The sequence below is a fragment of the Streptomyces sp. NBC_01216 genome (assembly GCF_035994945.1).
GTDB lineage: Bacteria > Actinomycetota > Actinomycetes > Streptomycetales > Streptomycetaceae > Streptomyces.
The window spans coordinates 3,772,208-3,797,738 of record NZ_CP108677.1; the positions used below are offsets into that span (position 1 = coordinate 3,772,208).

The 25,531-nt window shown below is 69.7% G+C and carries 23 protein-coding genes, 1 tRNA gene and 2 pseudogenes; 14 read left to right on the forward strand and 12 right to left on the reverse strand.

From position 1 onward, the window contains the following. Positions 1–197: 197 nt before the first annotated feature. Positions 198–788, forward strand: coding sequence for a hypothetical protein (locus OG393_RS16625; RefSeq protein WP_327375434.1), 591 nt, complete (start codon positions 198–200; stop codon positions 786–788). Positions 789–926: 138 nt separating this feature from the next. Here the strand turns inward: OG393_RS16625 and OG393_RS16630 are convergent, their stop codons facing one another. The 4 genes from OG393_RS16630 to OG393_RS16645 all read right to left on the reverse strand — a co-directional run bounded on the left by OG393_RS16630 (position 927) and on the right by OG393_RS16645 (position 3,440). After that, complete coding sequence (locus OG393_RS16630) at positions 927–1,325, reverse strand: hypothetical protein (RefSeq protein ID WP_327375435.1); 399 nt, start codon at positions 1,323–1,325, stop codon at positions 927–929. Next, the gene (locus OG393_RS16635) at positions 1,322–2,176 is read right to left on the reverse strand and encodes an IS5 family transposase (RefSeq protein ID WP_442817243.1); all 855 of its coding nucleotides are present in this window, start codon (positions 2,174–2,176) and stop codon (positions 1,322–1,324) included. The genes OG393_RS16630 and OG393_RS16635 overlap by 4 nt, the downstream gene beginning before the upstream one ends. Positions 2,177–2,405: 229 nt before the next feature. Next, positions 2,406–3,146 (reverse strand): hypothetical protein, encoded by a 741-nt coding sequence (locus OG393_RS16640; protein ID WP_327375436.1) that lies wholly within the window; start codon positions 3,144–3,146, stop codon positions 2,406–2,408. A 223-nt stretch (positions 3,147–3,369) separates the two neighbouring features. Further along, positions 3,370–3,440 (reverse strand) — tRNA-Gly (locus tag OG393_RS16645). 391 nt (positions 3,441–3,831) lie between these two features. Here OG393_RS16645 and dcd point away from each other — a divergent pair. Beyond that, positions 3,832–4,407: a dCTP deaminase gene (gene dcd, locus OG393_RS16650; RefSeq protein ID WP_327375437.1), complete on the forward strand. Its 576-nt coding sequence runs from the start codon at positions 3,832–3,834 to the stop codon at positions 4,405–4,407. Positions 4,408–4,420: 13 nt separating this feature from the next. Continuing rightward, entirely contained in the window at positions 4,421–4,918 is a 498-nt protein-coding gene (locus OG393_RS16655; protein ID WP_327375438.1) for a phosphoribosyltransferase, read from the forward strand. 85 nt (positions 4,919–5,003) lie between these two features. Here OG393_RS16655 and OG393_RS16660 read toward each other — a convergent pair whose 3' ends face one another. From OG393_RS16660 to OG393_RS16670, 3 genes are all read right to left on the reverse strand, one after another. After that, the gene (locus OG393_RS16660; RefSeq protein WP_327375439.1) at positions 5,004–5,921 is read right to left on the reverse strand and encodes a Yip1 family protein; all 918 of its coding nucleotides are present in this window, start codon (positions 5,919–5,921) and stop codon (positions 5,004–5,006) included. A gap of 218 nt (positions 5,922–6,139) precedes the next feature. Continuing rightward, complete coding sequence (locus tag OG393_RS16665; protein ID WP_327375440.1) at positions 6,140–8,422, reverse strand: (Fe-S)-binding protein; 2,283 nt, start codon at positions 8,420–8,422, stop codon at positions 6,140–6,142. Between the two features lie 197 nt (positions 8,423–8,619). Beyond that, positions 8,620–9,102, reverse strand: coding sequence for a sugar transferase (locus OG393_RS16670; RefSeq protein WP_327375441.1), 483 nt, complete (start codon positions 9,100–9,102; stop codon positions 8,620–8,622). A 234-nt stretch (positions 9,103–9,336) separates the two neighbouring features. Between OG393_RS16670 and dnaK the strand changes: the two genes are divergently transcribed. From dnaK to OG393_RS16690, 4 genes are all read left to right on the forward strand, one after another. Continuing rightward, a complete protein-coding gene (dnaK, locus tag OG393_RS16675; protein WP_327375442.1) occupies positions 9,337–11,181 on the forward strand; it encodes a molecular chaperone DnaK in 1,845 nt (614 codons plus the stop codon). After that, positions 11,181–11,861 (forward strand): nucleotide exchange factor GrpE, encoded by a 681-nt coding sequence (gene grpE, locus OG393_RS16680; protein ID WP_327375443.1) that lies wholly within the window; start codon positions 11,181–11,183, stop codon positions 11,859–11,861. Before dnaK ends, grpE begins: the two co-directional genes overlap by 1 nt. 84 nt (positions 11,862–11,945) lie before the next feature. Then, positions 11,946–13,133, forward strand: a complete 1,188-nt coding sequence (dnaJ, locus tag OG393_RS16685; RefSeq protein ID WP_327375444.1) for a molecular chaperone DnaJ — start codon at positions 11,946–11,948, stop codon at positions 13,131–13,133. A 4-nt stretch (positions 13,134–13,137) separates the two neighbouring features. Continuing rightward, positions 13,138–13,590 (forward strand): heat shock protein transcriptional repressor HspR, encoded by a 453-nt coding sequence (locus tag OG393_RS16690; protein WP_147978884.1) that lies wholly within the window; start codon positions 13,138–13,140, stop codon positions 13,588–13,590. A 166-nt stretch (positions 13,591–13,756) separates the two neighbouring features. Here OG393_RS16690 and OG393_RS16695 read toward each other — a convergent pair whose 3' ends face one another. Continuing rightward, positions 13,757–14,755, reverse strand: coding sequence for a helix-turn-helix transcriptional regulator (locus OG393_RS16695; protein WP_327375445.1), 999 nt, complete (start codon positions 14,753–14,755; stop codon positions 13,757–13,759). 128 nt (positions 14,756–14,883) lie between these two features. Here OG393_RS16695 and OG393_RS16700 point away from each other — a divergent pair, with 128 nt between their 5' ends. Beyond that, positions 14,884–15,138, forward strand: coding sequence for a hypothetical protein (locus OG393_RS16700; RefSeq protein WP_327375446.1), 255 nt, complete (start codon positions 14,884–14,886; stop codon positions 15,136–15,138). Then, a complete protein-coding gene (locus OG393_RS16705; protein WP_327375447.1) occupies positions 15,135–15,455 on the forward strand; it encodes a (2Fe-2S)-binding protein in 321 nt (106 codons plus the stop codon). Before OG393_RS16700 ends, OG393_RS16705 begins: the two co-directional genes overlap by 4 nt. 173 nt (positions 15,456–15,628) lie before the next feature. Here the strand turns inward: OG393_RS16705 and OG393_RS16710 are convergent, their stop codons facing one another. Further along, a complete protein-coding gene (locus OG393_RS16710; protein ID WP_327375448.1) occupies positions 15,629–16,042 on the reverse strand; it encodes a pyridoxamine 5'-phosphate oxidase family protein in 414 nt (137 codons plus the stop codon). Between the two features lie 115 nt (positions 16,043–16,157). Between OG393_RS16710 and clpB the strand changes: the two genes are divergently transcribed. Continuing rightward, positions 16,158–18,767 carry an ATP-dependent chaperone ClpB gene (clpB, locus tag OG393_RS16715; protein WP_327375449.1) on the forward strand — a complete coding sequence of 870 codons (2,610 nt, stop codon included), beginning with the start codon at positions 16,158–16,160 and terminating at the stop codon, positions 18,765–18,767. 151 nt (positions 18,768–18,918) lie between these two features. Beyond that, positions 18,919–19,461, forward strand: a complete 543-nt coding sequence (locus OG393_RS16720) for a YbjN domain-containing protein (protein ID WP_327375450.1) — start codon at positions 18,919–18,921, stop codon at positions 19,459–19,461. Positions 19,462–19,877: 416 nt separating this feature from the next. Here OG393_RS16720 and OG393_RS16725 read toward each other — a convergent pair. Then, positions 19,878–20,339, reverse strand: a pseudogene (locus tag OG393_RS16725) (SWIM zinc finger family protein); the annotation flags it as partial. A 36-nt stretch (positions 20,340–20,375) separates the two neighbouring features. Then, positions 20,376–20,816, reverse strand: a pseudogene (locus OG393_RS16730) (aminotransferase class I/II-fold pyridoxal phosphate-dependent enzyme); the annotation flags it as partial. 116 nt (positions 20,817–20,932) lie between these two features. Between OG393_RS16730 and OG393_RS16735 the strand changes: the two are divergent. The 3 genes from OG393_RS16735 (at position 20,933) to OG393_RS16745 (ending at position 23,977) form a co-directional block, all read left to right on the forward strand. Continuing rightward, entirely contained in the window at positions 20,933–21,418 is a 486-nt protein-coding gene (locus tag OG393_RS16735; protein ID WP_327375451.1) for a prevent-host-death family protein, read from the forward strand. Next, on the forward strand, positions 21,415–21,765 hold the full coding sequence (locus OG393_RS16740; protein WP_327375452.1) for a hypothetical protein: 351 nt from the start codon (positions 21,415–21,417) through the stop codon (positions 21,763–21,765). The genes OG393_RS16735 and OG393_RS16740 overlap by 4 nt, the downstream gene beginning before the upstream one ends. A gap of 127 nt (positions 21,766–21,892) precedes the next feature. Next, positions 21,893–23,977 carry a hypothetical protein gene (locus OG393_RS16745; RefSeq protein ID WP_327375453.1) on the forward strand — a complete coding sequence of 695 codons (2,085 nt, stop codon included), beginning with the start codon at positions 21,893–21,895 and terminating at the stop codon, positions 23,975–23,977. A 27-nt stretch (positions 23,978–24,004) separates the two neighbouring features. Here OG393_RS16745 and OG393_RS16750 read toward each other — a convergent pair whose 3' ends face one another. Further along, positions 24,005–25,201 carry a pyridoxal phosphate-dependent aminotransferase gene (locus OG393_RS16750; RefSeq protein WP_327375454.1) on the reverse strand — a complete coding sequence of 399 codons (1,197 nt, stop codon included), beginning with the start codon at positions 25,199–25,201 and terminating at the stop codon, positions 24,005–24,007. Positions 25,202–25,531 lie beyond the last annotated feature (330 nt).

Consider the following 25,531-nt stretch of genomic DNA (forward strand, 5'->3'; position numbering starts at 1 on the left):
TCCCTTGCCTGACGCTCCGCCGGACAGGTGAGAAACCACGGAAGGCTGTGCCGGTGCTCTCGACGCCGTTCGATCGCACCCACGATGAGGCCATGACCCGCTCCTTCGCCGTGGCACGCCCACCAGCCCCTCAACTCCACACCAGTACCGCTAGACAGAGCTGCTCCGCCAGGGTCCCTGATGAGGCGGTGTGACACATGACAACGATCATCAGGATCGCCGAGCGGATCAGGCGGGAGCAACAAAGCCTGCGCCCGCCCGCATGGCAGTTCCTCCGCAATTCGCCGGCTTGGCTGCTGGTCCGGTCCCCCACCTGGTCCATCAGCAACACGGCCGCGGCCTGGCTCAATTCGGCGCTGAGAGCCTTGCCCGAACCACCGGGGCTCGAGCGACTCCGCATCTGGACGGTCTGGCAGCAGCAGCTCCTGACCTCCCTGTCCCTACTGGAACAACTGACTCCTCCTATCCGACCGGCGGCCCGGCTACAAGAGACCCGTCAGCTCCTGGACGCGTTCAGCGAGACGCGGTTCGTTGAGCTGAGAGAGAGCCTCACGCCCCTGGAGGATAAGGAAACCATCGAGATCCAGGCACTGGCCGACCGATTCTCGGACGCACTCGTCGACCTGCCACCGGACCAGGCGCGACGCTGGCGTGTGGAGCTCCTCGCGGCCACCATCCTCAGCGGCTGCCCCAAGAAGATCGAGGAGATGAGTGACGAAGCCGCCGTCGATTACATTGACGACACCATGCGTATCGTCCTAAGCGTGATTGAGTTCTGGGAGCGGTAGGACCCCGCATAAGAAGGCGACTTCCGCGCGTTCTCTTGTCGTTCAAGCCATTCAGCAGCGGCTCGTCGACACCCGGCACGGCTGCGACGCTGCCGACCCGCCCGCCCACAGGCACGGCATCGATTCCCTGAGTGGGCGTTAAGTCCGTTTCTGGTAGCGGCCTCGTCCGGGTTGGGTGAGGAAGCCTTGGCGGACGAGGCGTCCGAGGCGGCTGCGGGTGACGTTGACGGATGCCTCGTCGGTGGGCATGCCGAGGAGTTCGTGCAGCTCACGGGCTCTGAACACCTGGCCGGGGTGCTGGTTGAAGGCGTTGACGATGGCCTGGTAGGCGGTGCCCGTCTCGGGCGGGTCGGGTTCGGCTCCTGCCGGCGCGACCTCTGCGATGACCTTCCGGGCGGTGTCCAGGTCCACGAGTCGAGCCTCGGTCTCGCGCAGGGCAGCGGTCAAGTGCTCGATCTGACCGCGTAGCTCTGCGGCTCGGGCGGTGACCTCGTCGTGCTGGGCCTGGAGGCCGGCGAGGAGTTCGGCGACGTTCACGCGGCCAGTCCCAGGCAGTCACGCCAGGCGGGACTCGGTGTGGTGAGGCGGCGGGTCATGTTCGCGGTGGAGGCCCAGTAGACGCGCGAGACGGAGGTGTCGGGCCGGTGGTCGTACTCACGGGCCAGACGCCGGTGCAGCAGCAGCGTGCCGTTCGTCTGCTCCACCACCCACCGCTTCGGCTGCGGGACAAAGTCTTTGCCCTGGTCTGCGGGGTTGCGGCGGACGACCTCGACGTCGATGTCCATCAACGCACCGTGGATGACGACTTCGTCCTTGAAGCCCTGGTCCACCAGGGCCTTCTCCAGGCGCATCCCGCACCGCTCGGCGGCCTGGTCGAGCAGGGCGGTGCCGGCGGCGTTGTCGTGGGCCGAGGCAGCCAGGACGACGACGCCGATGATCAGCCCCAGAACATCCACGGCCAGTCCCCGCTTGCGCCCCGACACCTTCTTGTTGGCGTCCAGCCCCGTCGTGGTCTTCGGGACACCCGCGGCCGCACGCACGGACCGGGTGTCGAGGATCACGAGGGACGGGTCCTCTAATCGCCGGGCTCTCTCGCGCACCTGGCAGCGCAGGAGTTCCTGGATCCGCTGGTCGAGGCCGTCCTCGCGCCACAGTCTGAAGTAGTAAAACACCGCCGACCAGGCCGGTAGATCATGCGGCAGGTAGCGCCACTGACAGCCCGTCCGGTTCTGGTAGAAGATCGCATTCACGACCTCCCTCAGGTCACAGGAACCGGGATCGCCGGTCGCCGACCGCGCCACCCGGTCCTGCTTCCAGGCAGTGATCATCGGCTCGATCAACAACCACTGCTCGTCCGATAAGTCGCTGAGGTACGGCTCTCTCTTCACACCCCGCATCTCAACATGGACATGCCCACCAGGCCGCTCGTACGGCGATCAGTACCACGATCGAGCGATCACGAACCGAGGAAGATCGGACTTAACGCCCACTGAGAAGTCCTGGGTCTCCAGGTAGAAGCGGCAAAGAGCGTTGAGCGTGGATCGCGCCCTGTGGTTGGTGAACTCGCGCATTGCCGTCCTGTTCGTCCTCTCTTCTGGTGTGGCCGTACGGGCGGGCTCAGAGGTGCTGAGTGAATGCGGTCTCCAGGCGCTCGACGGCGTCTCCATGGGCGCTCAGATGCGGCTGCATCACCCATACGTCCTCACGGAAGGGCTCGAACCCCAAGGACCGCCACGTGCGTTGCACCACAGCCTTCTCCCGCGCTTCCCGGGCCGTGTCCTCCCGTTCGGCGACAGGGATGTCGATCGGGTACGGATGTGTCGCCACGAGCGCCGCTTGGCCGGCCATCCAGCGGAGCAGCCGGCCGATCAACAATCGGCCGACCCCGCCCAACCCGCGCCATGCCGGTGCGATCCGAACCCGGTCGATGATGACGACCTGGTCACCGCTCACCAGGCCCTCCTCCAGATCGGAGTGCAGGCCGAGATCCCCCGACTTGTCGAAGAGCGGTGCGAAGTGCTCGTAGTCGGCGTCGCGCGAGTCCAGCGACTCGTAGACGTTCCCGATGCGCCACAGATCCAGCGTGAGGCCGGACATGGCGAGGATCGTCAACTCCTCGCGCTCACCCTGAGACGACTGGGCCAGCGATACGCCAGGGGCCAGGAGCCGCGCATTGGCGGCCTCGGCCTCGTCATCGTCCGGCTCCCACAGGGGCAGGACGGCGCGGCAGCGCCATTCCAGCGTTGCGGGATCGTCGTGGGCATCGGATGCGACCAGGGAAGCGGACGAGTCGAAACGTAACTCCAGACGGTTCAGATACGTCAGGAGGTCCGCCCCGGAGGGTGCGGCGTCGGTCATAAGGCCACACGCTAGCCACGCGGCCGGCCTCGGATGTGGCGATTCCCAAGACAGGCGGCGATCCTTTCGGCGGGCACTCCGGCGCAGGTGGTGCGAGACGGTGCGCCACGTGCCCTCCGAACAGGGCCTTCGTGCGAGATGGGGCACGCGGAGGGCACGGCAGCCCCCGACAGGTCTAGACAACGACGAAGGCCCAGGTCTCTGACCTGGGCCTTCGTTCAAGAGCGGATGACGGGAATCGAACCCGCGCTATAAGCTTGGGAAGCTCATGTTCTACCATTAAACTACATCCGCGCAGCGGACCCGAAGATCGGTACCGCAGACCGATACTGTACCTCATGCCGAAGTCGAGGCGTGGCTGTCCGTGGCGGAGTGCCGCCTGGAGTGCCGTCCTGTTGATCCCCTAATGTGGCTGTCTCGTCCACCACTTGTCGGGGAAGGGACTTGATGGGTTCGATGGAGCGCACCGTCGTCCGTTGTGCCGAAGGGCACGTGTTCAGCACCGCTTCGTTCCCGTTGCAGCAGCTCGGGGCCGGGCGGATCGGACCCGGGCGGCTGCTCCGGTGTCCGCGGTGCGCCCGATTGCGGCGCGCGGTACCCGTGGAGCTTGAGCAGCGCTGATGATGTCCGGGCGCGGAGTCTTCCCGATTGGGGGAGGCCCGCGCCCTCTGCGTATCGTGGGGTCGTGCTTCTCTCAGACAAGGACATCCGGGCCGAGATCGATGCCGGACGGGTGCGCATCGACCCGTACGACGTAACCATGGTGCAGCCCTCGAGCATCGACGTGAGGCTTGACCGCTTCTTCCGGGTGTTCGAGAACCACCGCTATCCCCACATCGACCCCGCTGTGGAACAGCTCGACCTGACCCGTGAGGTCGAGCCGGAGGGTGACGAGGCGTTCATCCTCCACCCGGGCGAGTTCGTGCTCGCCTCGACCTACGAGGTCATCACCCTGCCGGACGACATCGCGTCGCGCCTGGAGGGCAAGAGCTCCCTCGGCCGGCTGGGGCTCGTCACGCACTCCACCGCCGGGTTCATCGACCCGGGTTTCTCCGGGCACGTGACCCTGGAGCTGTCCAACCTCGCCACCTTGCCCATCAAGCTCTGGCCGGGAATGAAGATCGGGCAGCTGTGCATGTTCCGGCTGAGCTCGCCGGCCGAGTTCCCCTACGGCAGCGAGCGGTACGGCTCGCGCTACCAGGGGCAGCGGGGCCCGACGGCCTCCCGCTCGTTCGTGAACTTCCATCGGACCCAGGTGTGAGGCGGCAGGCGGCATGAGTGAGGTACGAGAGAACCTGACGTACGAGGGTTTCGGCCGGGCCGTGCGCGAGCTGGCGCAGACCATCGCCGACGACGGCTACGAGCCCGACGTCGTGCTCTCCATCGCCCGCGGCGGCGTCTTCGTCGCCGGCGGTCTGGCCTACGCCCTCGACTGCAAGAACATCCACCTGGTGAACGTGGAGTTCTACACCGGTGTCGGCACGACGCTGGAGATGCCGGTGATGCTGGCACCCGTGCCCAACGCGATCGACTTCTCCGACAAGAAGGTCCTGATCGCCGACGACGTCGCCGACACGGGAAAGACCCTCAAGCTCGTCCACGACTTCTGCGTCGACCACGTCGCCGAGGTCCGCTCCGCGGTCGTCTACGAGAAGTCGCACTCCCTCGTGAAGTGCGAGTACGTGTGGAAGAAGACCGATGAGTGGATCAACTTCCCGTGGTCGGTCCAGCCGCCCGTCGTGAAGCGTGAGGGCCAGATCCTCGACGCGTGAGCGGGTGATCAGGTAGCGGAGAAGGTCCCCCGTCGGCGCGTCCGCGTCCGGTGGGGGACCTTCCCGTATGCCCGTGTGGGCCGACCTACAGGGTGCCGAGCTTGATGAGCGAGAGCAGGGCCACCAGCTGGATCGCCGAGGCGCCCAGCGCCTTCGGCCAGGGCAGGTCGTGCGAGCGGCTCACCATCAGGGTGAAGAGGGCTCCCGCCGCCAGCCAGGTCGCCCAGCCGATGATCTGCACCAGGCCGTTCTCGCCGCCCAGGAAGAGCGCGAAGAGCAGCCGGGGCGCGTCGGTGATCGACATGATCAGCATCGACAGGCCCACGGTGGGCTGCCACGAGCCGTCGCCGCCCAGTTGGCGGGCCAGGGTGTGCGTGACGGCGCCGAGGATCAGACCGCCGACCACGAAGCCCGCACCCGTCATCAGGACGTAGGGGATCGCCGTCGACAGCGTGGCGTTGATCGCCTCCTCGCGCGCCTGGTCGAATCCGAAGATCGCCAGCAGGCCGTAGAGGAAGGTGACGACCAGTGCGGGGCCCCAGACGGCGTGGTCCCGCGTCCGGAGGAACGTCGGGGCGGGGCGCAGCACGATCCCGCTCAGCAGCGCCTTCCACGGCAGACGGGGGCCGGAGGGCACGGGGGCCGCGCCCGAGTGGTGGGAGGCGGCGTCACCGTACGGGTCGTCGTGGACGCTGAACATCTGGGTGTGGCCGGGGTTGTTCGCCGCGACGTGCCGCTGTTGCTGCTGCGGGGAGGGGTCGCCGAAGTACTCCGGCTCACCGTGCCCCTGCGACCCGTGCCCGTGCGACCCGTGTCCCCGTGACCCGTGCCCCTGGGGTGCCTGCGGCTGCCCGTAAGGGGCGCCCTGGCCGCCTCCCGGGCCCTGGGGCCACTGCTGCTGCGGGTAGGGCGGTGGGGCCGCGTTGTACCCGTACGGCGCCTGCTGCGGTTGTTGCTGCGGGGGGCGGTTGTCCCGCCCGCGTCCGTTCCTGAATCCTGCCACGCCCTCGAACGTACCCGCTTCCGCGGGAAGGGCGCTCCTTTGCCACGGAGCTGTGACATCCCTTAGGGGGCGTCAGGGGATGTACCAGGGACGTTCAGGGGACGGTTCAGGGGCGCCGGGGCGGCCCCGAAGCCCCTTCCCCTCCCCGGGGCGGCAGCCGGAAGGGGCCGCCCCGCGCGACGGCGCGGGACGGCCCCTCCTCATGCGTACCGGAAGCGTTACTGTGCCGGCTCCGGCGCGGGTTCCGCCGGGACGTCCTCCGCCGGCTTCTTCACCGAGTCGAGGAGCAGCTGGGCCACGTCCACGACCTGGACGGATTCCTTGGCCTTGCCGTCGTTCTTCTTGCCGTTGACCGAGTCGGTCAGCATGACGAGGCAGAACGGGCAGGCGGTGGAGACGATGTCCGGGTCGAGGGACAGGGCCTCGTCGACGCGCTCGTTGTTGATGCGCTTGCCGATCCGCTCCTCCATCCACATCCGGGCACCGCCGGCACCGCAGCAGAAGCCGCGCTCCTTGTGGCGGTGCATCTCCTGCTGGCGCAGGCCGGGGACGGCGGACATGATCTCGCGCGGCGGCGTGTAGACCTTGTTGTGGCGGCCCAGGTAGCAGGGGTCGTGGTAGGTGATCAGGCCGTCGACCGGGGTCACCGGGGTCAGCTTGCCCTCGTCGATCAGGTGCTGGAGCAGCTGGGTGTGGTGGATGACCTCGAACTCGCCGCCCAGCTGCGGGTACTCGTTGGCGATCGTGTTGAAGCAGTGCGGGCAGGTGGCGACGATCTTCTTGGCCGACTTGGGCTTCCTCGTCGACTCGTCCACCCCTCCGTCCTCGTCGAGGGACTCGCCGAACGCCATGTTCAGCATGGCGACGTTCTCCTGGCCGAGCTGCTGGAACAGCGGCTCGTTGCCCAGGCGGCGGGGCGAGTCACCGGTGCACTTCTCCTCGCCGCCCATGATCGCGAACTTGACGCCCGCGATGTGCAGCAGCTCGGCGAAGGCCTTGGTGGTCTTCTTGGCCCGGTCCTCCAGGGCGCCGGCGCAGCCGACCCAGTACAGGTAGTCGACCTCGGTGAGGTCCTCGACGTCCTTGCCGACGATCGGGACCTCGAAGTCGACCTCCTTGGTCCATTCGACGCGCTGCTTCTTCGCCAGGCCCCAGGGGTTGCCCTTCTTCTCCAGGTTCTTGAGCATCGTTCCCGCCTCGGACGGGAAAGCGGACTCGATCATCACCTGGTAGCGGCGCATGTCGACGATGTGGTCGATGTGCTCGATGTCGACCGGGCACTGCTCGACGCAGGCGCCGCAGGTGGTGCAGGACCACAGGACGTCCGGGTCGATGACGCCGCCCAAGACATTGTCAGGGGCCTCGGCGGTGCCGATCAGCGGGCGTTCGGCTTCGGCCAGGGCCGCGGCGGGGACGTCCTTGAGCTGCTCCTCGGTGGCCCGCTCGGTGCCCTCCATGTCCTTGCCGCCGCCGGCCAGCAGGTACGGGGCCTTGGCGTGCGCGTGGTCGCGCAGCGACATGATGAGCAGCTTGGGGGAGAGGGGCTTGCCGGTGTTCCAGGCGGGGCACTGAGACTGGCAGCGACCGCACTCGGTGCACGTGGAGAAGTCGAGGATGCCCTTCCAGGAGAACTGCTCGACCTGGGAGACGCCGAAGACGGCGTCCTCGGCCGGGTCCTCCCAGTCGATCTCCTTGCCGCCGGTGGTCATCGGCTGGAGTGCGCCGAGGGCGGTGGAGCCGTCGGCCTCGCGCTTGAACCAGATGTTCGGGAAGCCGAGGAAGCGGTGCCACGCGACGCCCATGTTGGTGTTCAGCGAGACCGTGATCATCCAGGTGAAGGACGTGACGATCTTGAGTGCCGCGAAGAAGTAGGTGAGGTGCTGGATCGTGCTCAGGTCCAGCCCGTCGAGCAGTGCGATCAGCGGGTACGAGGCGAAGAAGCCCGGCTCCCAGCCGGTCACATGGTGCTGGACGCCTTCCAGGGCGCGCAGCGTCATGATGCAGACGCCGACGATCAGGATGACGGCCTCGACGAAGTACGCCTGGCCGGTCTTGGAGCCCGCGAAGCGGGACTTGCGGCCCGCCCCGCCCGGCCGGTTCAGCTGCCGGATCACGATCAGGGTCACGATGCCGAGGACGGTCATCAGGCCGAGGAACTCGGTGAAGATCTCGTACGGCAGCCAGTCGCCGATGACCGGGATCAGCCAGTCGGCCTGGAAGAGCTGGCCGAAGGCGTTGACGATGGTGAGCAGCAGGGAGAAGAAGCCGACCGCCACGAACCAGTGCGCGACGCCGACGACGCCCCAGCGGTTCATCCGGGTGTGGCCGAGGAACTCCTTGACCAGGGTGACGGTGCGCTGCTTGGGGTCGCCGGTGCGCGTACCCGCGGGCACGGGCTGACCGAGCCGCACGAAGCGGTAGATCTGGCCGATGGCGCGGCCGAACAGCGCGACGGCTACCACCGTGATGACGATCGACACGACGATCGCGGCGAGTTGCATGTGGGGCTCCTCGAGCGGGCCTGCGAGGCGGAGCGCCGGCACGGTCGAGTGTGGCGCTACTAAGCGGTAACTTATCCAGTCCGTGCTGAGATTACCCCGTCCCGGCCCCGCGCTGTAGCGGCGCCCGCGGTGATCTGTGTCGCTCAGGCAAGCCTTGCCCTGCCTCCCGGCGCCTCCCTTCCGGAGGGCCGCGACGTTCAGGCGGACCGCGCCGCGCGGCGTCTGCGCACTGCCGGAAGCGTACGCGCCAGGACGGCCAGGTCCGTCCCGAGCCAGTGGTGGTCCACATAGTGGAGGTCGAGCAGTTCGCGCTCCTCCCAGGGCAGCTCCGAGCGTCCGCTGACCTGCCACGGGCCGGTCAGTCCGGGGCGCACGGAGAGCCGGCGCCGCGCCTCGCCCGTGCACTCGCGGTGCCCGGGGGTGAGGGGGCACGGTCCCACGAGTGACATCTGGCCCCGGACGACGTGGAGGAGCAGGGGGAGGGCCGCGAGCGGCCCGGGGGTGCGGAAGGTCAGTATCACGAAGGGCCGCCCGTCCCTGCCCGCCATCGTCCGGCGTCGCAGGGTGCCGTGTGGGCCGCCCGTGAGGGCGGTGGCGAGCGCGACGGCGGCCATCGGGAGCGCGAGGAGGAGCAGCAGGCTGAGTCCGCCCGTGAGGTCGAGTACACGCTTGGCCGTCATGCCCCACACCCTTTCGTGGGATATTCGCGGGATACACCTGCTTTGCCCGACTGCGGTATCCCGGACTCTCTCACGGCCGGGCGGGTCCGTCCCGGAACCGACGCGCTCGATCCCGGGTCTTTGAGCGGGAGTCAGCGCGAAGAGTTGAGCCCCCTTCGCTCAGGTCTGTTGACTCGGCGGGGCGGGTGGTGCATCCTTGAGTCAGTTCCACTCAAGTCAGCTGGAGGAATCGAAATGGCACGTGCGGTCGGCATCGACCTGGGCACGACTAACTCCGTCGTCAGCGTTCTCGAAGGCGGCGAGCCCACCGTCATCACCAACGCCGAAGGCGCCAGGACCACGCCGTCCGTCGTCGCCTTCGCGAAGAACGGCGAGGTGCTCGTCGGCGAGGTCGCCAAGCGCCAGGCGGTCACCAACGTCGACAGGACCATCCGGTCGGTCAAGCGCCACATGGGCACCGACTGGAAGATCGACATCGACGGCAAGAGCTTCAACCCGCAGCAGATGAGCGCCTTCATCCTGCAGAAGCTCAAGCGGGACGCCGAGGCGTACCTGGGCGAGAAGGTCGTCGACGCGGTCATCACCGTTCCGGCGTACTTCAACGACTCCGAGCGTCAGGCCACCAAGGAGGCCGGTGAGATCGCGGGCCTCAACGTCCTGCGCATCGTCAACGAGCCGACCGCGGCTGCGCTCGCTTACGGCCTCGACAAGGACGACCAGACGATCCTCGTCTTCGACCTCGGTGGCGGCACCTTCGACGTGTCCCTCCTGGAGATCGGCGACGGCGTCGTCGAGGTGAAGGCCACCAACGGCGACAACCACCTCGGTGGTGACGACTGGGACCAGCGCGTCGTCGACTACCTGGTGAAGCAGTTCGCCAACGGCCACGGCGTCGACCTGGCCAAGGACAAGATGGCTCTCCAGCGTCTCCGCGAGGCCGCGGAGAAGGCGAAGATCGAGCTGTCTTCCTCCACCGAGACGTCGATCAACCTGCCCTACATCACGGCCTCCGCCGAGGGTCCGCTGCACCTGGAGGAGAAGCTCACCCGGGCTCAGTTCCAGCAGCTCACCTCCGACCTCCTCGAGCGCTGCAAGACGCCGTTCCACAACGTCATCAAGGACGCGGGCATCAACCTGTCCGAGATCGACCACGTCGTTCTCGTGGGTGGCTCCACCCGCATGCCGGCCGTCGCCGAGCTCGTGAAGGAGCTGACCGGCGGCCAGGAGGCCAACAAGGGCGTCAACCCGGACGAGGTCGTCGCCATCGGCGCCGCCCTCCAGGCCGGTGTCCTCAAGGGCGAGGTCAAGGACGTCCTGCTCCTCGACGTGACCCCGCTGTCCCTCGGCATCGAGACCAAGGGCGGCATCATGACCAAGCTCATCGAGCGCAACACCACGATCCCGACCAAGCGGTCCGAGATCTTCACGACGGCCGAGGACAACCAGCCGTCCGTGCAGATCCAGGTCTACCAGGGCGAGCGCGAGATCGCGGCGTACAACAAGAAGCTCGGCATGTTCGAGCTGACCGGCCTCCCGCCGGCCCCGCGCGGCGTCCCGCAGATCGAGGTCGCCTTCGACATCGACGCCAACGGCATCATGCACGTGACCGCGAAGGACCTGGGCACGGGCAAGGAGCAGAAGATGACCGTCACCGGCGGCTCCTCGCTGCCGAAGGACGAGGTCGACCGGATGCGCCAGGAGGCCGAGCAGTACGCGGACGAGGACCACCGCCGCCGCGAGGCCGCCGAGAGCCGCAACCAGGGCGAGCAGCTCGTCTACCAGACGGAGAAGTTCCTCAAGGACAACGAGGACAAGGTCCCCGGTGAGGTCAAGACCGAGGTCGAGGCCGCCGTCACCGAGCTGAAGGAGAAGCTCAAGGGCGACGACACCGCGGAGATCCGCACCGCCACCGAGAAGGTCGCGGCCGTCTCCCAGAAGCTCGGTCAGGCGATGTACGCCGACACCCAGGCCGCCCAGGCCGCGGGCGGCGACGCCCCGCACGCCGAGGCCAAGGCCGATGACGACGTCGTCGACGCCGAGATCGTCGACGAGGACAAGCCGAAGGGTGGCGCGGCCTGATGTCGGAGGAGACCCCGGGTTTCGAGGAGAAGCCCGACGTCCCCTCCGGCGCCACCGCTGACGACGCCGCCGCAGCCGCCGAGAACTCCGACTCCACCGTGGAGGGCTCGGCGGCCCCGGCCGGGGACGCAAGTCGGAACACAGGCCCGAAGCAGGCCGAGACCGCCGGTCTCACCGCCCAGCTGGACCAGGTCCGCAGCGCGCTGTCCGAGCGCACGGGGGACCTCCAGCGGCTTCAGGCCGAGTATCAGAACTACCGCCGCCGCGTGGAGCGGGACCGGGTCACGGTCAAGGAGATCGCCATCGCGAGCCTCTTGACCGAGCTCCTGCCCGTGCTCGACGACGTCGGCCGGGCCCGCGACCACGGCGAACTCGTCGGCGGGTTCAAGTCGGTTGCCGAATCGATGGAGACCGTCGTCGCCAAGATGGGACTCCAGCAGTTCGGCAAGGAGGGCGAGCCCTTCGACCCGACGATCCACGAGGCCCTGATGCACTCGTACGCGCCGGACGTCACCGAGACGACCTGTGTGGCGATCCTGCAGCCGGGGTACCGCATCGGCGAGCGGACCATCCGGCCCGCCCGTGTGGCGGTGGCCGAGCCCCAGCCCGGGGCGACGCCGGCCGTGAAGGAAGAGAAGTCGGCAGACGAGGAGAGCGGTGGCCCCGACGAGGCCGTGTGATCCGGTTCCCCGTGGACACCCACGGGGAACCGGGGCGCACGCCCCGCGGGCCGGCGCAACGATCGTCCGGGAGGAGGGACGTCGATGAGTACGAAGGACTTCGTCGAGAAGGACTACTACAAGGTTCTCGGCGTCCCCAAGGACGCCACCGACGCCGAGATCAAGAAGGCGTACCGGAAGCTCGCGCGCGAGAACCATCCGGACGCCAACACCGGCGACACCAAGGCGGAAGAGCGCTTCAAGGCGATCTCCGAGGCGAACGACGTCCTCGGTGACCCCAAGAAGCGCAAGGAGTACGACGAGGCCCGCGCGCTGTTCGGCAACGGCGGTTTCCGCGCCGGACCCGGTGGCGCGGGCGGCTCCTTCAACTTCGACCTGGGCGACCTCTTCGGCGGTGCCCAGGGCCCCGGCGGCGGGGCCGGCGGCTTCGGCGGCGGCGGGCTCGGCGACGTGTTCGGCGGACTGTTCAACCGCGGCGCGGGCGGCGGCGCGGGCACCCGCACCCAGCCGCGCCGCGGCCAGGACATCGAGTCCGAGGTGACGCTCAGCTTCGTCGAGGCCGTCGACGGCGCGACCGTACCGCTGCGGATGTCCAGCCAGCAGCCCTGCAGGGCGTGTTCGGGCACCGGCGACAAGAACGGCACGCCCCGGGTGTGCCCGACCTGCGTCGGCACCGGCCAGATCTCGCGCGGCGGCAGCGGGTCCTTCTCCCTCACCGACCCGTGCGTGGACTGCAAGGGCCGCGGCCTGATCGCGGAGAACCCCTGCGAGGTCTGCAAGGGCAGCGGCCGGGCCAAGTCCTCGCGCACCATGCAGGTGCGCATCCCCGCCGGGGTCACCGACGGCCAGCGGATCCGGCTGCGCGGCAAGGGAGCGCCGGGCGAGCGCGGCGGTCCCGGGGGCGACCTCTATGTCGTCGTCCACGTCGGAGCGCACCCGGTCTTCGGCCGCAAGGACGACAACCTCACCGTCACCGTGCCCGTCTCCTTCGCCGAGGCGGCACTCGGCGGTGACGTCAAGGTCCCGACCCTCGGCGGCCCGGCGGTGACGCTGAAGCTGCCCGCGGGCACACCCAACGGCCGGACCATGCGCGCCCGTGGCAAGGGCGCGGTCCGCAAGGACGGCACCCGCGGCGACCTGCTGGTGACCGTGGAGGTCGCGGTGCCCACGGAGCTGGACGACAAGGCGCGCGAGGCTCTGGAGACCTACCGCGAGGCGACCGCGGGCGAGGACCTGCGGGCAGAGCTGTTCCAGGCCGCGAAGGGAGCTTGACGCGATGGACATCCGACCAGGGCGCAGCCGTAACCCCTACGAACTGACCGACGAGACACCGGTGTACGTCATCTCGGTGGCGGCCCAGCTGTCCGGCCTGCACCCGCAGACGCTGCGCCAGTACGACCGCCTCGGTCTGGTCTCCCCGGACCGCACCGCGGGCCGGGGGCGGCGCTACTCGGCCCGCGACATCGAACTGCTGCGCACCGTGCAGCAGCTGTCGCAGGACGAGGGCATCAACCTGGCCGGCATCAAGCGCATCATCGAACTGGAGAACCAGGTCGCGGCGTTGCAGGCACGGGTGTCCGAACTCTCGGCGGCGGTCGAGGGCGCGGCGGCGACGCTGCGCCAGCGCGAGGCACAGGTGCACGCCTCGTACCGCCGGGACCTGGTTCCCTACACCGATGTGCAGCAGGCGAGCGCGCTGGTGGTGTGGCGCCCCAAGCGCGGCGAGTAGCCCGGCCGCCCGCACGGCGGACACGCCCCGCCCGACGGCACCCCACGCCTTACGCCGGAGCCCCCTTCCTCGACGGGAGGGGGCTCCGGCGTGTGCGCGTGCGGCGGGCGAGGTGGTCAGGACCCGGAGGCCCGCCGGGGACCGGCACGGTCGTCGAGGCCGGTCGTCACGCGCACGGCCGGTCGTCCTGCTCCAGGATCCCGGACCGGGCGATGAGGTAGCCGAGCTGGGCCCGGCTGCCGCTGCCGAGGGCGGAGGCGAGTTTCGCTATGTGGGCGCGACAGGTCCGGACGTTCATACCGAGGCGGCGGGCTATGGCCTCGTCCACATGGCCCTCCACGAGGAGTTTGGCGATGGAGCGCTGCACGCCGCTGATGCCGTCGAGGGCGGTGGTGTAGGACACCACCCCCTCCTCCCAGGGGACCCCGTGCAGCCAGAACTGGTCGAAGACACCCACGAGGTACTGCACCAGCCCCTCGTGGCGCAGCTCCAGGGCGACCTGGCGGTCGCTGCGCGCCGGCACGAAGGCGACCTTGCGGTCCACGATGATCAGCCGGTCGATGATCTCCTCGAGGGTCCGCAGTTCCAACCCGTAGGGCGCGACCCGTTCCACGTAGGCCAGCGTCGCCGGATGGTGCCGTGCGGTGTGCTGGTAGAGGGTGCGCATCCGGACACCGCGGTCGAGGAGCGGCTCCATCCGCTTGAGCGCCTTCTCCAGGGTGTCGGGACGCCGTCCGCTGCCGGGCTGGATGGTCAGCAGCTCCTCGGTGCACTCGGCGGTGACACGGTCCAGCGTGGCGTTGATCATGCTCAGGCCCTCGAGCACGGTGATGGCGTGCGAGGCCGACGGGTCCAGCCGGTTGATGGTCATGAAAGGCTCGAACGTGTCGGCCAGTGATATCGCCCGCTGTCTGCGCGCCTGGATCTCCTGCTCGAGAGGGTGTATGAGCTGGTTGAGCGCGATGGAAGGCGGCACGGGCAGCAGCCACTGACCGTCGTCCGGATCCGGGTGCAACAGGGCGAGGCGGACGAGGCAGGGCGCGGCGTCAGTCTCGGAACGGGTGATTCTGCCCATGCGCAACGCGTTCGCATACAGGGTCTTACCCACGTCGCATAGTTCACCGTGACTGTGGATGTGTCCTGTATCGCCTCTTTCTGTCCGCATTTGCACCCCCCTCAGGGTTTTGAATTACAGGAACATGATGCCTGGGTTCGCTGGTGGAAGGGTCGAGAGTGAGCCATCGTCTTATTCGCGGGGGAGGAGGTAATGATCAAAAGAGGTGGAGATCGGCCATGACCAGGATGGTTCGTGCACTTAGCGCCATAGCCGTTGCGGCGGCTGCTCTCGGCGTACTCGTCGGCACCGGCGAGCCCTCGTGGGAGAGCATCCCCACGGACGCGGTGACGGCGACCCCGGGCGAGCCCTCGTGGGAGAGTGAGCCGGCGGGCTCGGTGCTCGCTGCCCCCAGCGAGCCCTCGTGGGAGTTCGCCCCCATGGGGCAGACCGGCCCCGGCGGGGCCTTCGTCCAGGCGGGCGCGGGCGCATGACCTTCCCGCCGGACGACCGGGTCTTCCGCCGCGAGATGGCGACGGCGTACCGATCCGGGTGGCATTTCATCGATCTCGTCACGGCAGTGCCGCACGGTGGCGAGTCGTTGATGGTCACCCTCTTCGGCGAGCCGATCATCATCGCGCGGGGCGAGGACGAGGAGATCCGCGCCTACCGCTGCCTGCGCCGCCCCCGCGGCGCCCCGCAACCCGTCCGCTGTGCCATCCGGTACGGCATGATCTTCGTCAACCTCGACCAGCGGGACCACCAGCTGCTCGAGCCCGAGACCATCACCGCCACCCCCCGCAGTGCCTGAGCGGTTCCCCCGTCGTTCCAAGATCGCTCAGGTACTTCCCCCACACAGCGGCGCCATCGCGGACCTGAAACGCGATGGCGCCGCTGTGCTGTCCGGACGCGTCCGGTGGCCGGCGTGCGTCCCGTGGGCCCCGGCGGCGCACCCGTGCGCGGCAGGGGTGCGGTGCGTCGGGGCTACGCCCGGCCCATGGCCCGGGTCAGCGCGATCTCGATGACCACCCGGTCCGGGTTCGGCGCCGGGACCCTGCCGTAGCGCGCCGCGTAACGCTCCACCGCGTCGGCGACGACGTCCGGCTCGGTGCGGACGCGTGCCACGCCCTCGAGCGTCGCCCAGCGCCCCTTGTCCACCTGGCAGACGGCGACGCGTGCCCCCTCCGCGCCCGCGGCCATGACGTTGGCGACCTTCCGGCTGTTCTTGTTGGTGATCACCCGGGCGATGCCGTTACCGCCGCCGTCGGGGTCGTAGGTCACGCCCACCGCGACCACGTGCGGGGTGCCGTCCGCGCGCGGGGTCGTCAGTGTGCACATGTGGTACTCGCGCCAGAAGCCGAGATACGAGTCCGAGGGGTTCCGCGGGTCAGTCGCCATGTCCCGGAACCTACCCGCGGAGGACATCTCTCCAACAACTTGAGCGGAATAGGCTCAACTTTGTGTATGTTGGAAGAGTCATAACCGGCAGGACCGCAAGGAGGAGACCCCGCACGTGGACGCCGAACTGACCAACAAGAGCCGGGACGCGATCAACGCGGCCACCAGCCGTGCCGTGTCCGAGGGCCATCCCGATCTGACCCCCGCGCATCTCCTCCTCGCGCTCCTCGCGGGTGAGGGCGGGCAGGCTTCGGCGAACATCGTCGACCTGCTCGCCGCCGTCGACGCCGACCAGGCCGCCGTCCGTTCGGCCACGGAGCGACTGCTGGCCGCCCTGCCCAGCGTGACCGGCTCCACCGTCGCGCCGCCGCAGCCCAACCGCGAGCTGCTCGCGGTCATCGCCGACGCCGCCGAGCGGGCCCGGATGCTGGGGGACGAGTACCTTTCCACCGAGCACCTGCTGATCGGCATCGCCGCGAAGGGCGGACAGGCCGGCGAGGTCCTCGTGGGCCAGGGGGCGAGCCCGGTGAAGCTGCTCGACGCCTTCGAGAAGACGAGGGGAGGGCGCCGGGTGACCACTCCCGACCCGGAGGGCCAGTACAAGGCCCTGGAGAAGTTCGGCACCGACTTCACCGCCGCCGCGCGCGAGGGCAAGCTGGACCCCGTCATCGGGCGCGACCACGAGATCAGGCGCGTGGTCCAGGTCCTCTCCCGCCGCACCAAGAACAACCCCGTCCTCATCGGCGAACCCGGCGTCGGCAAGACCGCCGTCGTCGAGGGACTGGCGCAGCGCATCGTGAAGGGCGACGTCCCGGAGTCCCTGAAGAACAAGCGCCTGGTCTCCCTCGACCTCGGCGCGATGGTCGCGGGGGCCAAGTACCGGGGCGAGTTCGAGGAACGGCTGAAGACCGTCCTCGCCGAGATCAAGGCGAGCGACGGACGGATCATCACCTTCATCGACGAGCTCCACACCGTCGTCGGCGCGGGTGCCGGCGGCGACTCCGCCATGGACGCCGGCAACATGCTCAAGCCGATGCTGGCCCGCGGCGAGCTGCGCATGGTCGGCGCGACGACCCTCGACGAGTACCGCGAGCGGATCGAGAAGGACCCCGCCCTGGAGCGCCGCTTCCAGCAGGTCCTGGTCGCCGAGCCGACCGTCGAGGACACCATCGCGATCCTGCGCGGCCTCAAGGGACGGTACGAGGCCCACCACAAGGTCCAGATCGCCGACGCCGCGCTGGTCGCCGCCGCCTCCCTCTCCGACCGCTACATCACCTCCCGCTTCCTCCCCGACAAGGCCATCGACCTCGTCGACGAGGCGGCCTCCCGGCTCCGCATGGAGATCGACTCCTCGCCCGTCGAGATCGACGAGCTCCAGCGGTCCGTGGACCGGCTCCGCATGGAGGAGCTGGCGCTGAAGAACGAGACCGACGCGGCGAGCGTGCAGCGCCTGGAGAAGCTGCGCCGCGACCTCGCCGACCGCGAGGAGGAACTGCGCGGGCTCACCGCCCGCTGGGAGAAGGAGAAGCAGTCCCTCAACCGTGTCGGCGAGCTGAAGGAACAGCTCGACGGGCTCCGCGGCCGGGCCGAGCGCGCGCAGCGCGACGGCGATTTCGACACCGCCTCCCAGCTGCTGTACGGCGAGATCCCGACGCTGGAGCGGGAGCTGGAGGAGGCGACCGAGGCCGAGCAGGAGGCGTCCAAGGACACCATGGTCAAGGAGGAGGTCGGCTCGGACGACATCGCCGACGTGGTCGGCTCCTGGACCGGCATCCCCGCCGGCCGCCTGCTGGAGGGCGAGACGCAGAAGTTGCTGCGCATGGAGGCCGAACTCGGCAGGCGGCTGATCGGCCAGACCGAGGCCGTACGCGCCGTCTCCGACGCCGTCCGCAGGACCCGGGCCGGGATCGCCGACCCCGATCGGCCCACCGGCTCCTTCCTCTTCCTCGGTCCCACCGGCGTCGGCAAGACCGAGCTGGCCAAGGCCCTCGCCGACTTCCTCTTCGACGACGAGCGGGCCATGGTCCGCATCGACATGTCGGAGTACGGCGAGAAGCACTCCGTCGCCCGGCTCGTCGGGGCGCCCCCCGGCTACGTCGGCTACGAGGAGGGCGGCCAGCTCACCGAGGCGGTGCGCCGCAGGCCGTACAGCGTCGTGCTGCTGGACGAGGTGGAGAAGGCCCACCCGGAGGTCTTCGACATCCTGCTCCAGGTACTCGACGACGGCCGGCTGACCGACGGGCAGGGCCGGACGGTGGATTTCCGCAACACCATCCTGATCCTGACCTCCAACCTGGGCAGCCAGTTCCTGAGCGGGCCCGCCCCGCTCGGCGCCGAGGTCTCCGACGAGGAGAAGAAGCGGCAGGTCCTGGAGGTGGTCCGGGCCTCCTTCAAGCCGGAGTTCCTCAACCGGCTGGACGACCTGGTCGTCTTCTCGGCCCTCGACCGGACGGAACTGGGCCGGATCGCCCAGCTCCAGATCGACCGCCTCGGCCGCCGGCTGGCGGAACGCCGGCTCACCCTGGAGGTCACCCCGGCCGCGCTGGAATGGCTGGCCGAGGAGGGCAACGACCCGGCCTACGGTGCCCGGCCGCTGCGCCGTCTGATCCAGACGGCGATCGGCGACCGGCTCGCCAAGGAGATCCTGGCGGGCGAGGTCGAGGACGGCGACACGGTCCGGGTGGACCGTGCCGACGACGGCCTGGCGGTCGGCGTGGCGCGGTAGCCCCACGGCGTCCGGCTGCGTCCGGCACCCGTTCTCTCCCCCGATCCGCGCCGGATCTTGTCAGCCCGCAGCGGATCGCGGGTGGCGGGGGTTGCCACGGACCGCCCGGGATGGGAGAGGATGGCGGCAACCGTACGAAGGGATATTCACGGTGAGCATCGACCCGTCCTCGATTCCGAATTTCGGGGGCCAGCCCCAGCCTCAGGCCGCAGGACCGGCGGGCCCCGTCGTTCCCGACCAGGATCTGGTCAAGCAGCTCCTCGACCAGATGGAGCTGAAGTACGTCGTCGACGACGAGGGTGACCTCGCGGCGCCGTGGGAGGAATTCCGTACGTACTTCATGTTCCGTGGCGAGGAGGACCAGCGCGTCTTCTCGGTGCGGACGTTCTACGACCGGCCGCACTCCGCCGACGACCGTGCCAAGGTCCTCGACGCGATCGACGACTGGAACCGCCGCACCCTGTGGCCCAAGGTCTACACGCACCTGCACGAGGAGGAGGACGGCTCCGCCACCCTCCGCCTCATCGGTGAAGCCCAGATGCTGATCGGCACCGGCGTCGCGCTGGAGCACTTCGTGTCCTCCACCGTCAGCTGGGTCCGCGCCTCGATCGAGTTCGACAAGTGGCTCGTCGAGCAGTTCGGCCTGGAATCCCCCGAGGACAAGGCCGAGGGCGACACCGGCGACGAGGGCTGAACGACCGGCCCGCCCCCGTGAGCGGGGGCGGGCCGCCGCCCGTCCCGTCCCGGATCCGCGTCTCTGCGCCACGCGACCGAACGCACTGTGCGGCCGGGACGGAATCGGTGGACCGCAGGGGCATCCCGAGCCTCATGCTTCGAGGAGCGGCGGCGGCGCGGGCAGGGCCGGCAGGTCGGTGCGTGAGGCGAAGGCGGCCCGGCGGGATCGCCGGTCCGCGCCGGGGGTGCCGCGGGGCCTGTGCCTGCGGTTGCCGCGTACGCTGCGGCTTCGACGGAGGCGCGGGCGGTGTTGCGGCTGCCGAGCTCGTCCATCAGCTCCCGCTCGTCGCGCCCCCGCAGGAGCAGCAGCACGAAGGGGTCGCGGTCCAGACGCCGGGCGAGCTGGTAGCAGAGGGCCGCGGCGTGTTTGCAGGGGTAGCCCCAGTCCGGGCAGCTGCACGCGGGGTCGAGCTCCCCCGGGCCGGGCGGCAGCGGGACACCGGCGGCTGCCGCGTCGTCGGCGAGCCCGGCGGGCATCTCGCCGTCCAGCAGCGCGGCGATGTTGGCGGCCCGCTCGGCGATCATGTCGAGCAGCCGGTCCCACTGCTGGTCCGTCAGCTGCTCGACCTGGACCGTGGAACGGTACGGGGTGCGGCGGCTGCCCTCCACCGGGGCGGCGGCCGAGCCGGGGGTGACGGTGACCGATCCGACCGCACCGCCGCGCGCGTAGGTCCGGCCGCGCGAGAGGCGGCCGGAGTCCAGGGAGGACTCCTCCAGGGAACGCAGCCATGCGCGGCCCCACCAGGAGTCGGCGAAGGGCGCACGGCTGCCCTTGGCCGGCGCGAGTGCCTCGAAGGTACGGGCAGCCGACCCGCCCGGCCGGCTACGCCCGGTCATCGTCCCGTCCTTCGCAGTGTGACCAGTTCGGGGCGGTCAGCCCGCGAATGCCTTGCGGAGCCGTTCCGCCGCTTCTGTCAGTACCTCGGTGCGCTTGCAGAACGCGAACCGGACATAGGGGGCGCCCGCCTCCGTGTGGTCGTAGAAGACCGCGTTGGGGATCGCGACGACGCCCGCGCGTTCCGGAAGGGCACGGCAGAAAGCGGCACCGTCGCTCTCGCCGAGCGGGCGGATGTCGGTCGTGATGAAGTACGTCCCGGCCGGCCGGGAGACCCGGAAGCCGGCGTCGGTGAGTCCCGCATCGAGCAGATCCCGCTTGGCCCGCAGATCGTCGCGGAAGGCGGTGAAATAGGCATCGGGCAGACGCAGGGCCTCGGCAACGGCGTGCCGGAAGGGCCCGGACGCGACGTACGTCAGGAACCGCTTGGCGGAACGGGCGGCGGAGGTGAGCTCTCGGGTCGCCGTCACCCAGGCCACTCCGCGTTCACGCGCCTATTGGTCCGGGTTTCGGGCCGGGCTGAAGCAGTGGGGCCTGTAGATGCCATTCACCTTGAGCGATGGAAATCAGAGCACAGTCAGAGTATGGTCTGAGTATGAGCATCGGGCACCTGGCATTCGAATCGGAATCTGTCTCGTTCACCGATCTGTCGCGGAACCCGAAGGCCGTCGCCGCCAGGGCCGCTGCCCTGGGACGCCTGCGCGTCACGCACCGGGACGCGCCCGACATGGTGCTGACCACGGCCATACACGCCGAGCGCACCGAGGAGAACCTGACCACCGCGTCCCGGCTCTTCCTCGCGTTGATGAAGCAGGATGACGGGGCCAAGACGCTTCTGCTCGCGCTGCCCGAGGTGTTCCCGTGGGTGCGGCACCTGAGCGACGAAGAAGTCCGGGAGTTCACTGTCGAGCTCCTGGACGCGCTGTCCGATGCCGCTGAGCTGGGCGCCAGGGAGGCTGCGCACCAGGCGATCGTCTCGTGGCGGGCGACCGCTCGCATCAACGCCGACCCCGACCAGCTCAGGGAAGCGCGCCGTCCGCTCGGTGACGTCGACCTCGGCCCTGTCGAGGTGCACGAGTGAGCCCGAAGAAGGGCGATCGGGTCAGTGTGCCTCCGCTGAGTGGTTGGAACGTCATCTTCGGGACGACGGAGGCCGCGACCGGCTGGGAGGAACTGTGCCGGGTGGCGCTGCCGAACGCGCATCGCTGTCTGGAGGTCCTCCGCGCGGACCCTCTGTCGCGATCCAACTGGAACCGTCAGCACCAGCTCCGAGGCAGGCATGCCACCAGGGAATGGAAGGGCTCCGAGCTGGAACAGTGGGAGTACGAGATCACCAGCGGCGGCCGGGTCCGCTACCTGGTCAGCCCGGAAGCCTCGACCGTGATCCTCGTGTACGCCTCCCCGCGGCACCCGAAGGACACCGAGTAGCTCCCGTGCCTTGGCCTCGCTGAGGCCAGCGAGCCGGGTCGCCCGTGTCCTCGGCCGGGTTTCGCGGCCATGGTTCGGCGGTAGCGTGCCACCGCAGGGATGGCTGCGAGCAGGCAGGACGGGTTACATGCGGATGAGGTTCGAAGCCGAGGCCGAGGAGGAGTTCGAGGCGGGGAGGGAGCTGTTGGTCGACCGCCTGATCCGGTGGGCCGGGGAGCAGGAGCTGCCGGTGGACGGGTTCACGGCCGAGGCGGCGCTGGAGTACCGGCACCGTGCGACTGCCGACGGCCGGCTGGGTCTGTGGGAGACGCGCCACGTGGAGGAGCTCCTGCTTTCCTGGCTGCCCCAGAACGTCACCGAGCTTCCAGCAGAGGAGCGCCCGGACGCCTCGGGCACACTGCGCACGCTTCTGCGCTATCTGCACGCCATGCAGTTGGCGGACCCGCGCGGCCTCTCACTCCAGGATTCCCTCGCCGCGGTGGACAGGGTCGCGGAGCAGTACCCGGCGGCGATGGCCGACCGCACTCGCTGGGGTCTGGCGAAGTTCTGGGCGACGACGGCCGCCGAGCAGGGCGTGGACGTCCGGGACGGGGAGGCGTTGCAGCGTTTCGCGGACCGGGCACGGCGCGGAGAAGCCGCCTATGACGAGCAGGCCCTCGACGCGATCATGGAACGGCGGCTGACCGGCCGCGCGCTGTCCGGCGCGGCCCGCGCCGAGCCGCAGCTGCCTGTGGCGCTTCCTCAGGACGCCGAACTGCGCCGGTCGGCCGGGCTGTCGACGGCTGTCGCCCAGTTGCGCGGACTCACCGAGTGGGCGGGACGGGACGGCCGCCCCGTGACGGCGACGGGGCGGCTGCGGATGGCGGACGCCCGTGAGCTGGCGGGCCTGCTCGGCACCGGGGACAAGACCGACGGGGTGCGCTCCTCGGCGGACCTGCCGAGGCTGGGACTGCTGGTGGAGTGGGCGAAGAAGGCGCGGCTGGTCCGGGTGGTCAAGGGGCGCCTGTACGCGGTGGCCAAGGCCCGGCCGGTGCTGGCCGACCCACTTGAGCTGTGGCTGCGCGCCTTCGACGCGTGCTTCGAACTGAGGCAGCCCCTGCTCGGGGCGCGTGGCGGCTGGCACGTCGAGTCGATGCTCTTCGACGTGTACGAGGACGTCCTGGGGGACGTGCTGAACACGCTCTACAGCCTGCCGTACCCGATGCCCTGGCCGCGGCTGCGCGACACCGTGCACCTGGTCTATCAGACCGCCTTCCAGTTCGACGGCGGGTCGGACCTCCCGCACCGGATGTGGTTCGAGCACGCCGACCGGGACCTGCGCACGGTGCTCGACCTGCTGGACGACCTGGGCGTGATCGAGCGTGAACGCGGGATGGCCGACCCGGTGTTCCTCGATGCCGGCCTCTCCGACGTCGACCCCGAACTGCTCGCGGACATGCCACCGGAGCTCGCGGAGCTGCTGGGCGTCCCGGGGGCCTCGCCGGACCCGGCAGCGCGGAAGCGGGCCGATGCACGGCGCGCCGAACTGACCGCCGGGCCGGTCGAACTCATCCGCCTCACCGATCTCGGCACCCGGGCCGTACGGCAGCGGCTGCTGGCCGTCCGCAGGAACGCACCGCTGATCGGTGAACTCGGCCAGGCACCGGCGGCCGGGCTGCTGGGCGTGCTGGCCGAGGAATACCCACCAGATGCCGCCCGGGCGGAGCTGGCCGGCTGGATCGCGGCCCACGGCGAGCGTGCGGACGCACTGCGGCAACTGACCGACGCCGTGCGGACCATGACTTTCCGCACGCGTGCGCAGGCCATGCTCGGCGTGCTGCCGGCGGCGCTGCCGGACGGCGAGGGCGAGCGGCTGCTGCGCACACTGCGCCGCGACTCCGGGCTGGCGCCGCTGGCGCTGAACGCGTTGGCACAGGAAGAGTTGCTGTCTCCGGAGGACATGACCGACGCCGAGCATCTGCTGGTGCTCGCCGAGAACCTGCTGCAGCTCGTGGAGCTGGCGGGCGGCCCGGGCGGTGCCGAGGAGGCGCTGCGCGCCCAGGGCCCTGAGGTCAGAGAGGCGATCACCGTCGCCTCGGATTCGGCGCATCCCGACCGGGCCGGTCTGGAGGAGCTCAGGCAACTGGCGGCCCGAGCGCTGCCCGTGCCCGCCGTCCGTCTTGGCCGCGCCCACAAGCGCGGGCGTGGCACCGGCCGCAAGCGGCACTGCTGACGAGCGACGGCGGGCGCCGCCCGCCGTTCAGGTGGTGAGGCGTCGCAGCCGGTCGGCGGCCTCGTGGAGGACGTCGTCCTTCTTGCAGAAGGCGAAGCGGACCTGGCTGCGGCCGGCGTCGGGGTCGTCGTAGAAGACGGAGTCGGGGATGGCGACGACGCCGCAGCGTTCGGGGAGGGTGCGGCAGAAGGTGTGGCCGTCCTTCTCGCCGAGGGGGGTGATGTCGGCGGTGATGAAGTAGGTGCCCCGGGGCTGGTAGACCTCGAACCCGGCCGCGCGCAGGCCGTCGCCGAGCAGGTCGCGCTTGCGTCGCAGGTCGGCGCGGAGGCCGTCGAAGTACGCGTCCGGGAGGCGTAGCGCCTCGGCGATCGCGTACTGGAAGGGGCCCGAGCTGACGTACGTCAGGAACTGCTTGGCGGAACGGACGGCGGAGGTGAGCTCTCGGGTCGCCGTCACCCAGCCGACCTTCCAGCCCGTGAAGGAGAAGGTCTTGCCCGCCGAACCGATGGTGACCGTGCGCTCCCGCATGCCCGGCAGGGTGGCGATCGGCACGTGCCCGGCCCCGTCGAAGACCAGGTGCTCGTACACCTCGTCGGTGACCACCAGCAGGTCCCGTTCGACGGCCAGCTCGGCGACCGCGGTGAGTTCGGCGCGGGTCAGCACCGTGCCGGTGGGGTTGTGCGGGGAGTTGAGGAGGATCAGCCGGGTCCGGTCGGTGACGGCCGCCCGTAGTTCGTCCAGGTCGAGGACGAAGCGCCTGCCACCGGCTCCGCCTCGGGGCTCCGACTCGGGACGCAGAGTGACCGGCACGCGTGTGCCCCCGGCCATGGCGACGCACGCGGCGTAGGAGTCGTAGTACGGCTCCAGGGCGACGACCTCGTCGCCCGGCTCCACCAGAGCCAGCAGCGAGGCGGCGATCGCCTCCGTCGCCCCCGCGGTGACCAGCACCTCGGTGTCCGGCTCGAAGTCCAGGCCGTAGAAGCGGCGCTGGTGGTCGGCGATGGCCTGGCGGAGCTCCGGAACGCCCGGACCCGGCGGGTACTGGTTGCCGCGCCCGTCGCGCAGTGCCCGGACCGCGGCCTCGCGGATCTCCTCGGGGCCGTCGGTGTCGGGGAAGCCCTGGCCGAGGTTGATCGCCCCGGTCCGGGCCGCCAGAGCGGACATCTCGGCGAAGATCGTCGTCCCGAAGCCGGCGAGGCGGCGATTGAGCAGCGGTCGATTCATGAGGGTCATCCTGCGGCGAAGCTCTGGAGTTCCTCAAGAGAGGATGAGGCCGTGTCCGGGCGGGGCATCCCCCTCAGGACGCGATGAGCGATCATCGCGAGGACCCATGGAGGTGACACGGATGGAAGCGTTGTTCTTCGGATTCCTGGTGCTGGTCGTGGTGGCCGGACTGGCGTCCTCGGGAGGGAGCCGCAGGGGCCGTCGGCGCCGGCGTCGCAGCTGGTCGGAAGGGGGCGGTGGCGCCTCCTGCGGCAGCGGCCACTCGTGCGGCTCGTCCTGCGGCAGCGGCCACTCGTGCGGCTCCGGTTCCTCCTGCGGGGGCGGTGGCGA

Coding starts and splice junctions, on each gene's coding strand:
- OG393_RS16625 (WP_327375434.1), top strand. CDS start 198: ATGACAACGATCATCAGGATCGCCGAGCGGATCAGGCGGGAGCAACAA.
- OG393_RS16640 (WP_327375436.1), bottom strand. CDS start 3,146: ATGACCGACGCCGCACCCTCCGGGGCGGACCTCCTGACGTATCTGAAC.
- OG393_RS16655 (WP_327375438.1), top strand. CDS start 4,421: ATGAGTGAGGTACGAGAGAACCTGACGTACGAGGGTTTCGGCCGGGCC.
- OG393_RS16665 (WP_327375440.1), bottom strand. CDS start 8,422: ATGCAACTCGCCGCGATCGTCGTGTCGATCGTCATCACGGTGGTAGCC.
- OG393_RS16670 (WP_327375441.1), bottom strand. CDS start 9,102: ATGACGGCCAAGCGTGTACTCGACCTCACGGGCGGACTCAGCCTGCTG.
- dnaK (WP_327375442.1), top strand. CDS start 9,337: ATGGCACGTGCGGTCGGCATCGACCTGGGCACGACTAACTCCGTCGTC.
- grpE (WP_327375443.1), top strand. CDS start 11,181: ATGTCGGAGGAGACCCCGGGTTTCGAGGAGAAGCCCGACGTCCCCTCC.
- dnaJ (WP_327375444.1), top strand. CDS start 11,946: ATGAGTACGAAGGACTTCGTCGAGAAGGACTACTACAAGGTTCTCGGC.
- OG393_RS16690 (WP_147978884.1), top strand. CDS start 13,138: ATGGACATCCGACCAGGGCGCAGCCGTAACCCCTACGAACTGACCGAC.
- OG393_RS16695 (WP_327375445.1), bottom strand. CDS start 14,755: ATGCGGACAGAAAGAGGCGATACAGGACACATCCACAGTCACGGTGAA.
- OG393_RS16700 (WP_327375446.1), top strand. CDS start 14,884: ATGACCAGGATGGTTCGTGCACTTAGCGCCATAGCCGTTGCGGCGGCT.
- OG393_RS16705 (WP_327375447.1), top strand. CDS start 15,135: ATGACCTTCCCGCCGGACGACCGGGTCTTCCGCCGCGAGATGGCGACG.
- OG393_RS16710 (WP_327375448.1), bottom strand. CDS start 16,042: ATGGCGACTGACCCGCGGAACCCCTCGGACTCGTATCTCGGCTTCTGG.
- OG393_RS16735 (WP_327375451.1), top strand. CDS start 20,933: ATGAGCATCGGGCACCTGGCATTCGAATCGGAATCTGTCTCGTTCACC.
- OG393_RS16745 (WP_327375453.1), top strand. CDS start 21,893: ATGCGGATGAGGTTCGAAGCCGAGGCCGAGGAGGAGTTCGAGGCGGGG.
- OG393_RS16750 (WP_327375454.1), bottom strand. CDS start 25,201: ATGAATCGACCGCTGCTCAATCGCCGCCTCGCCGGCTTCGGGACGACG.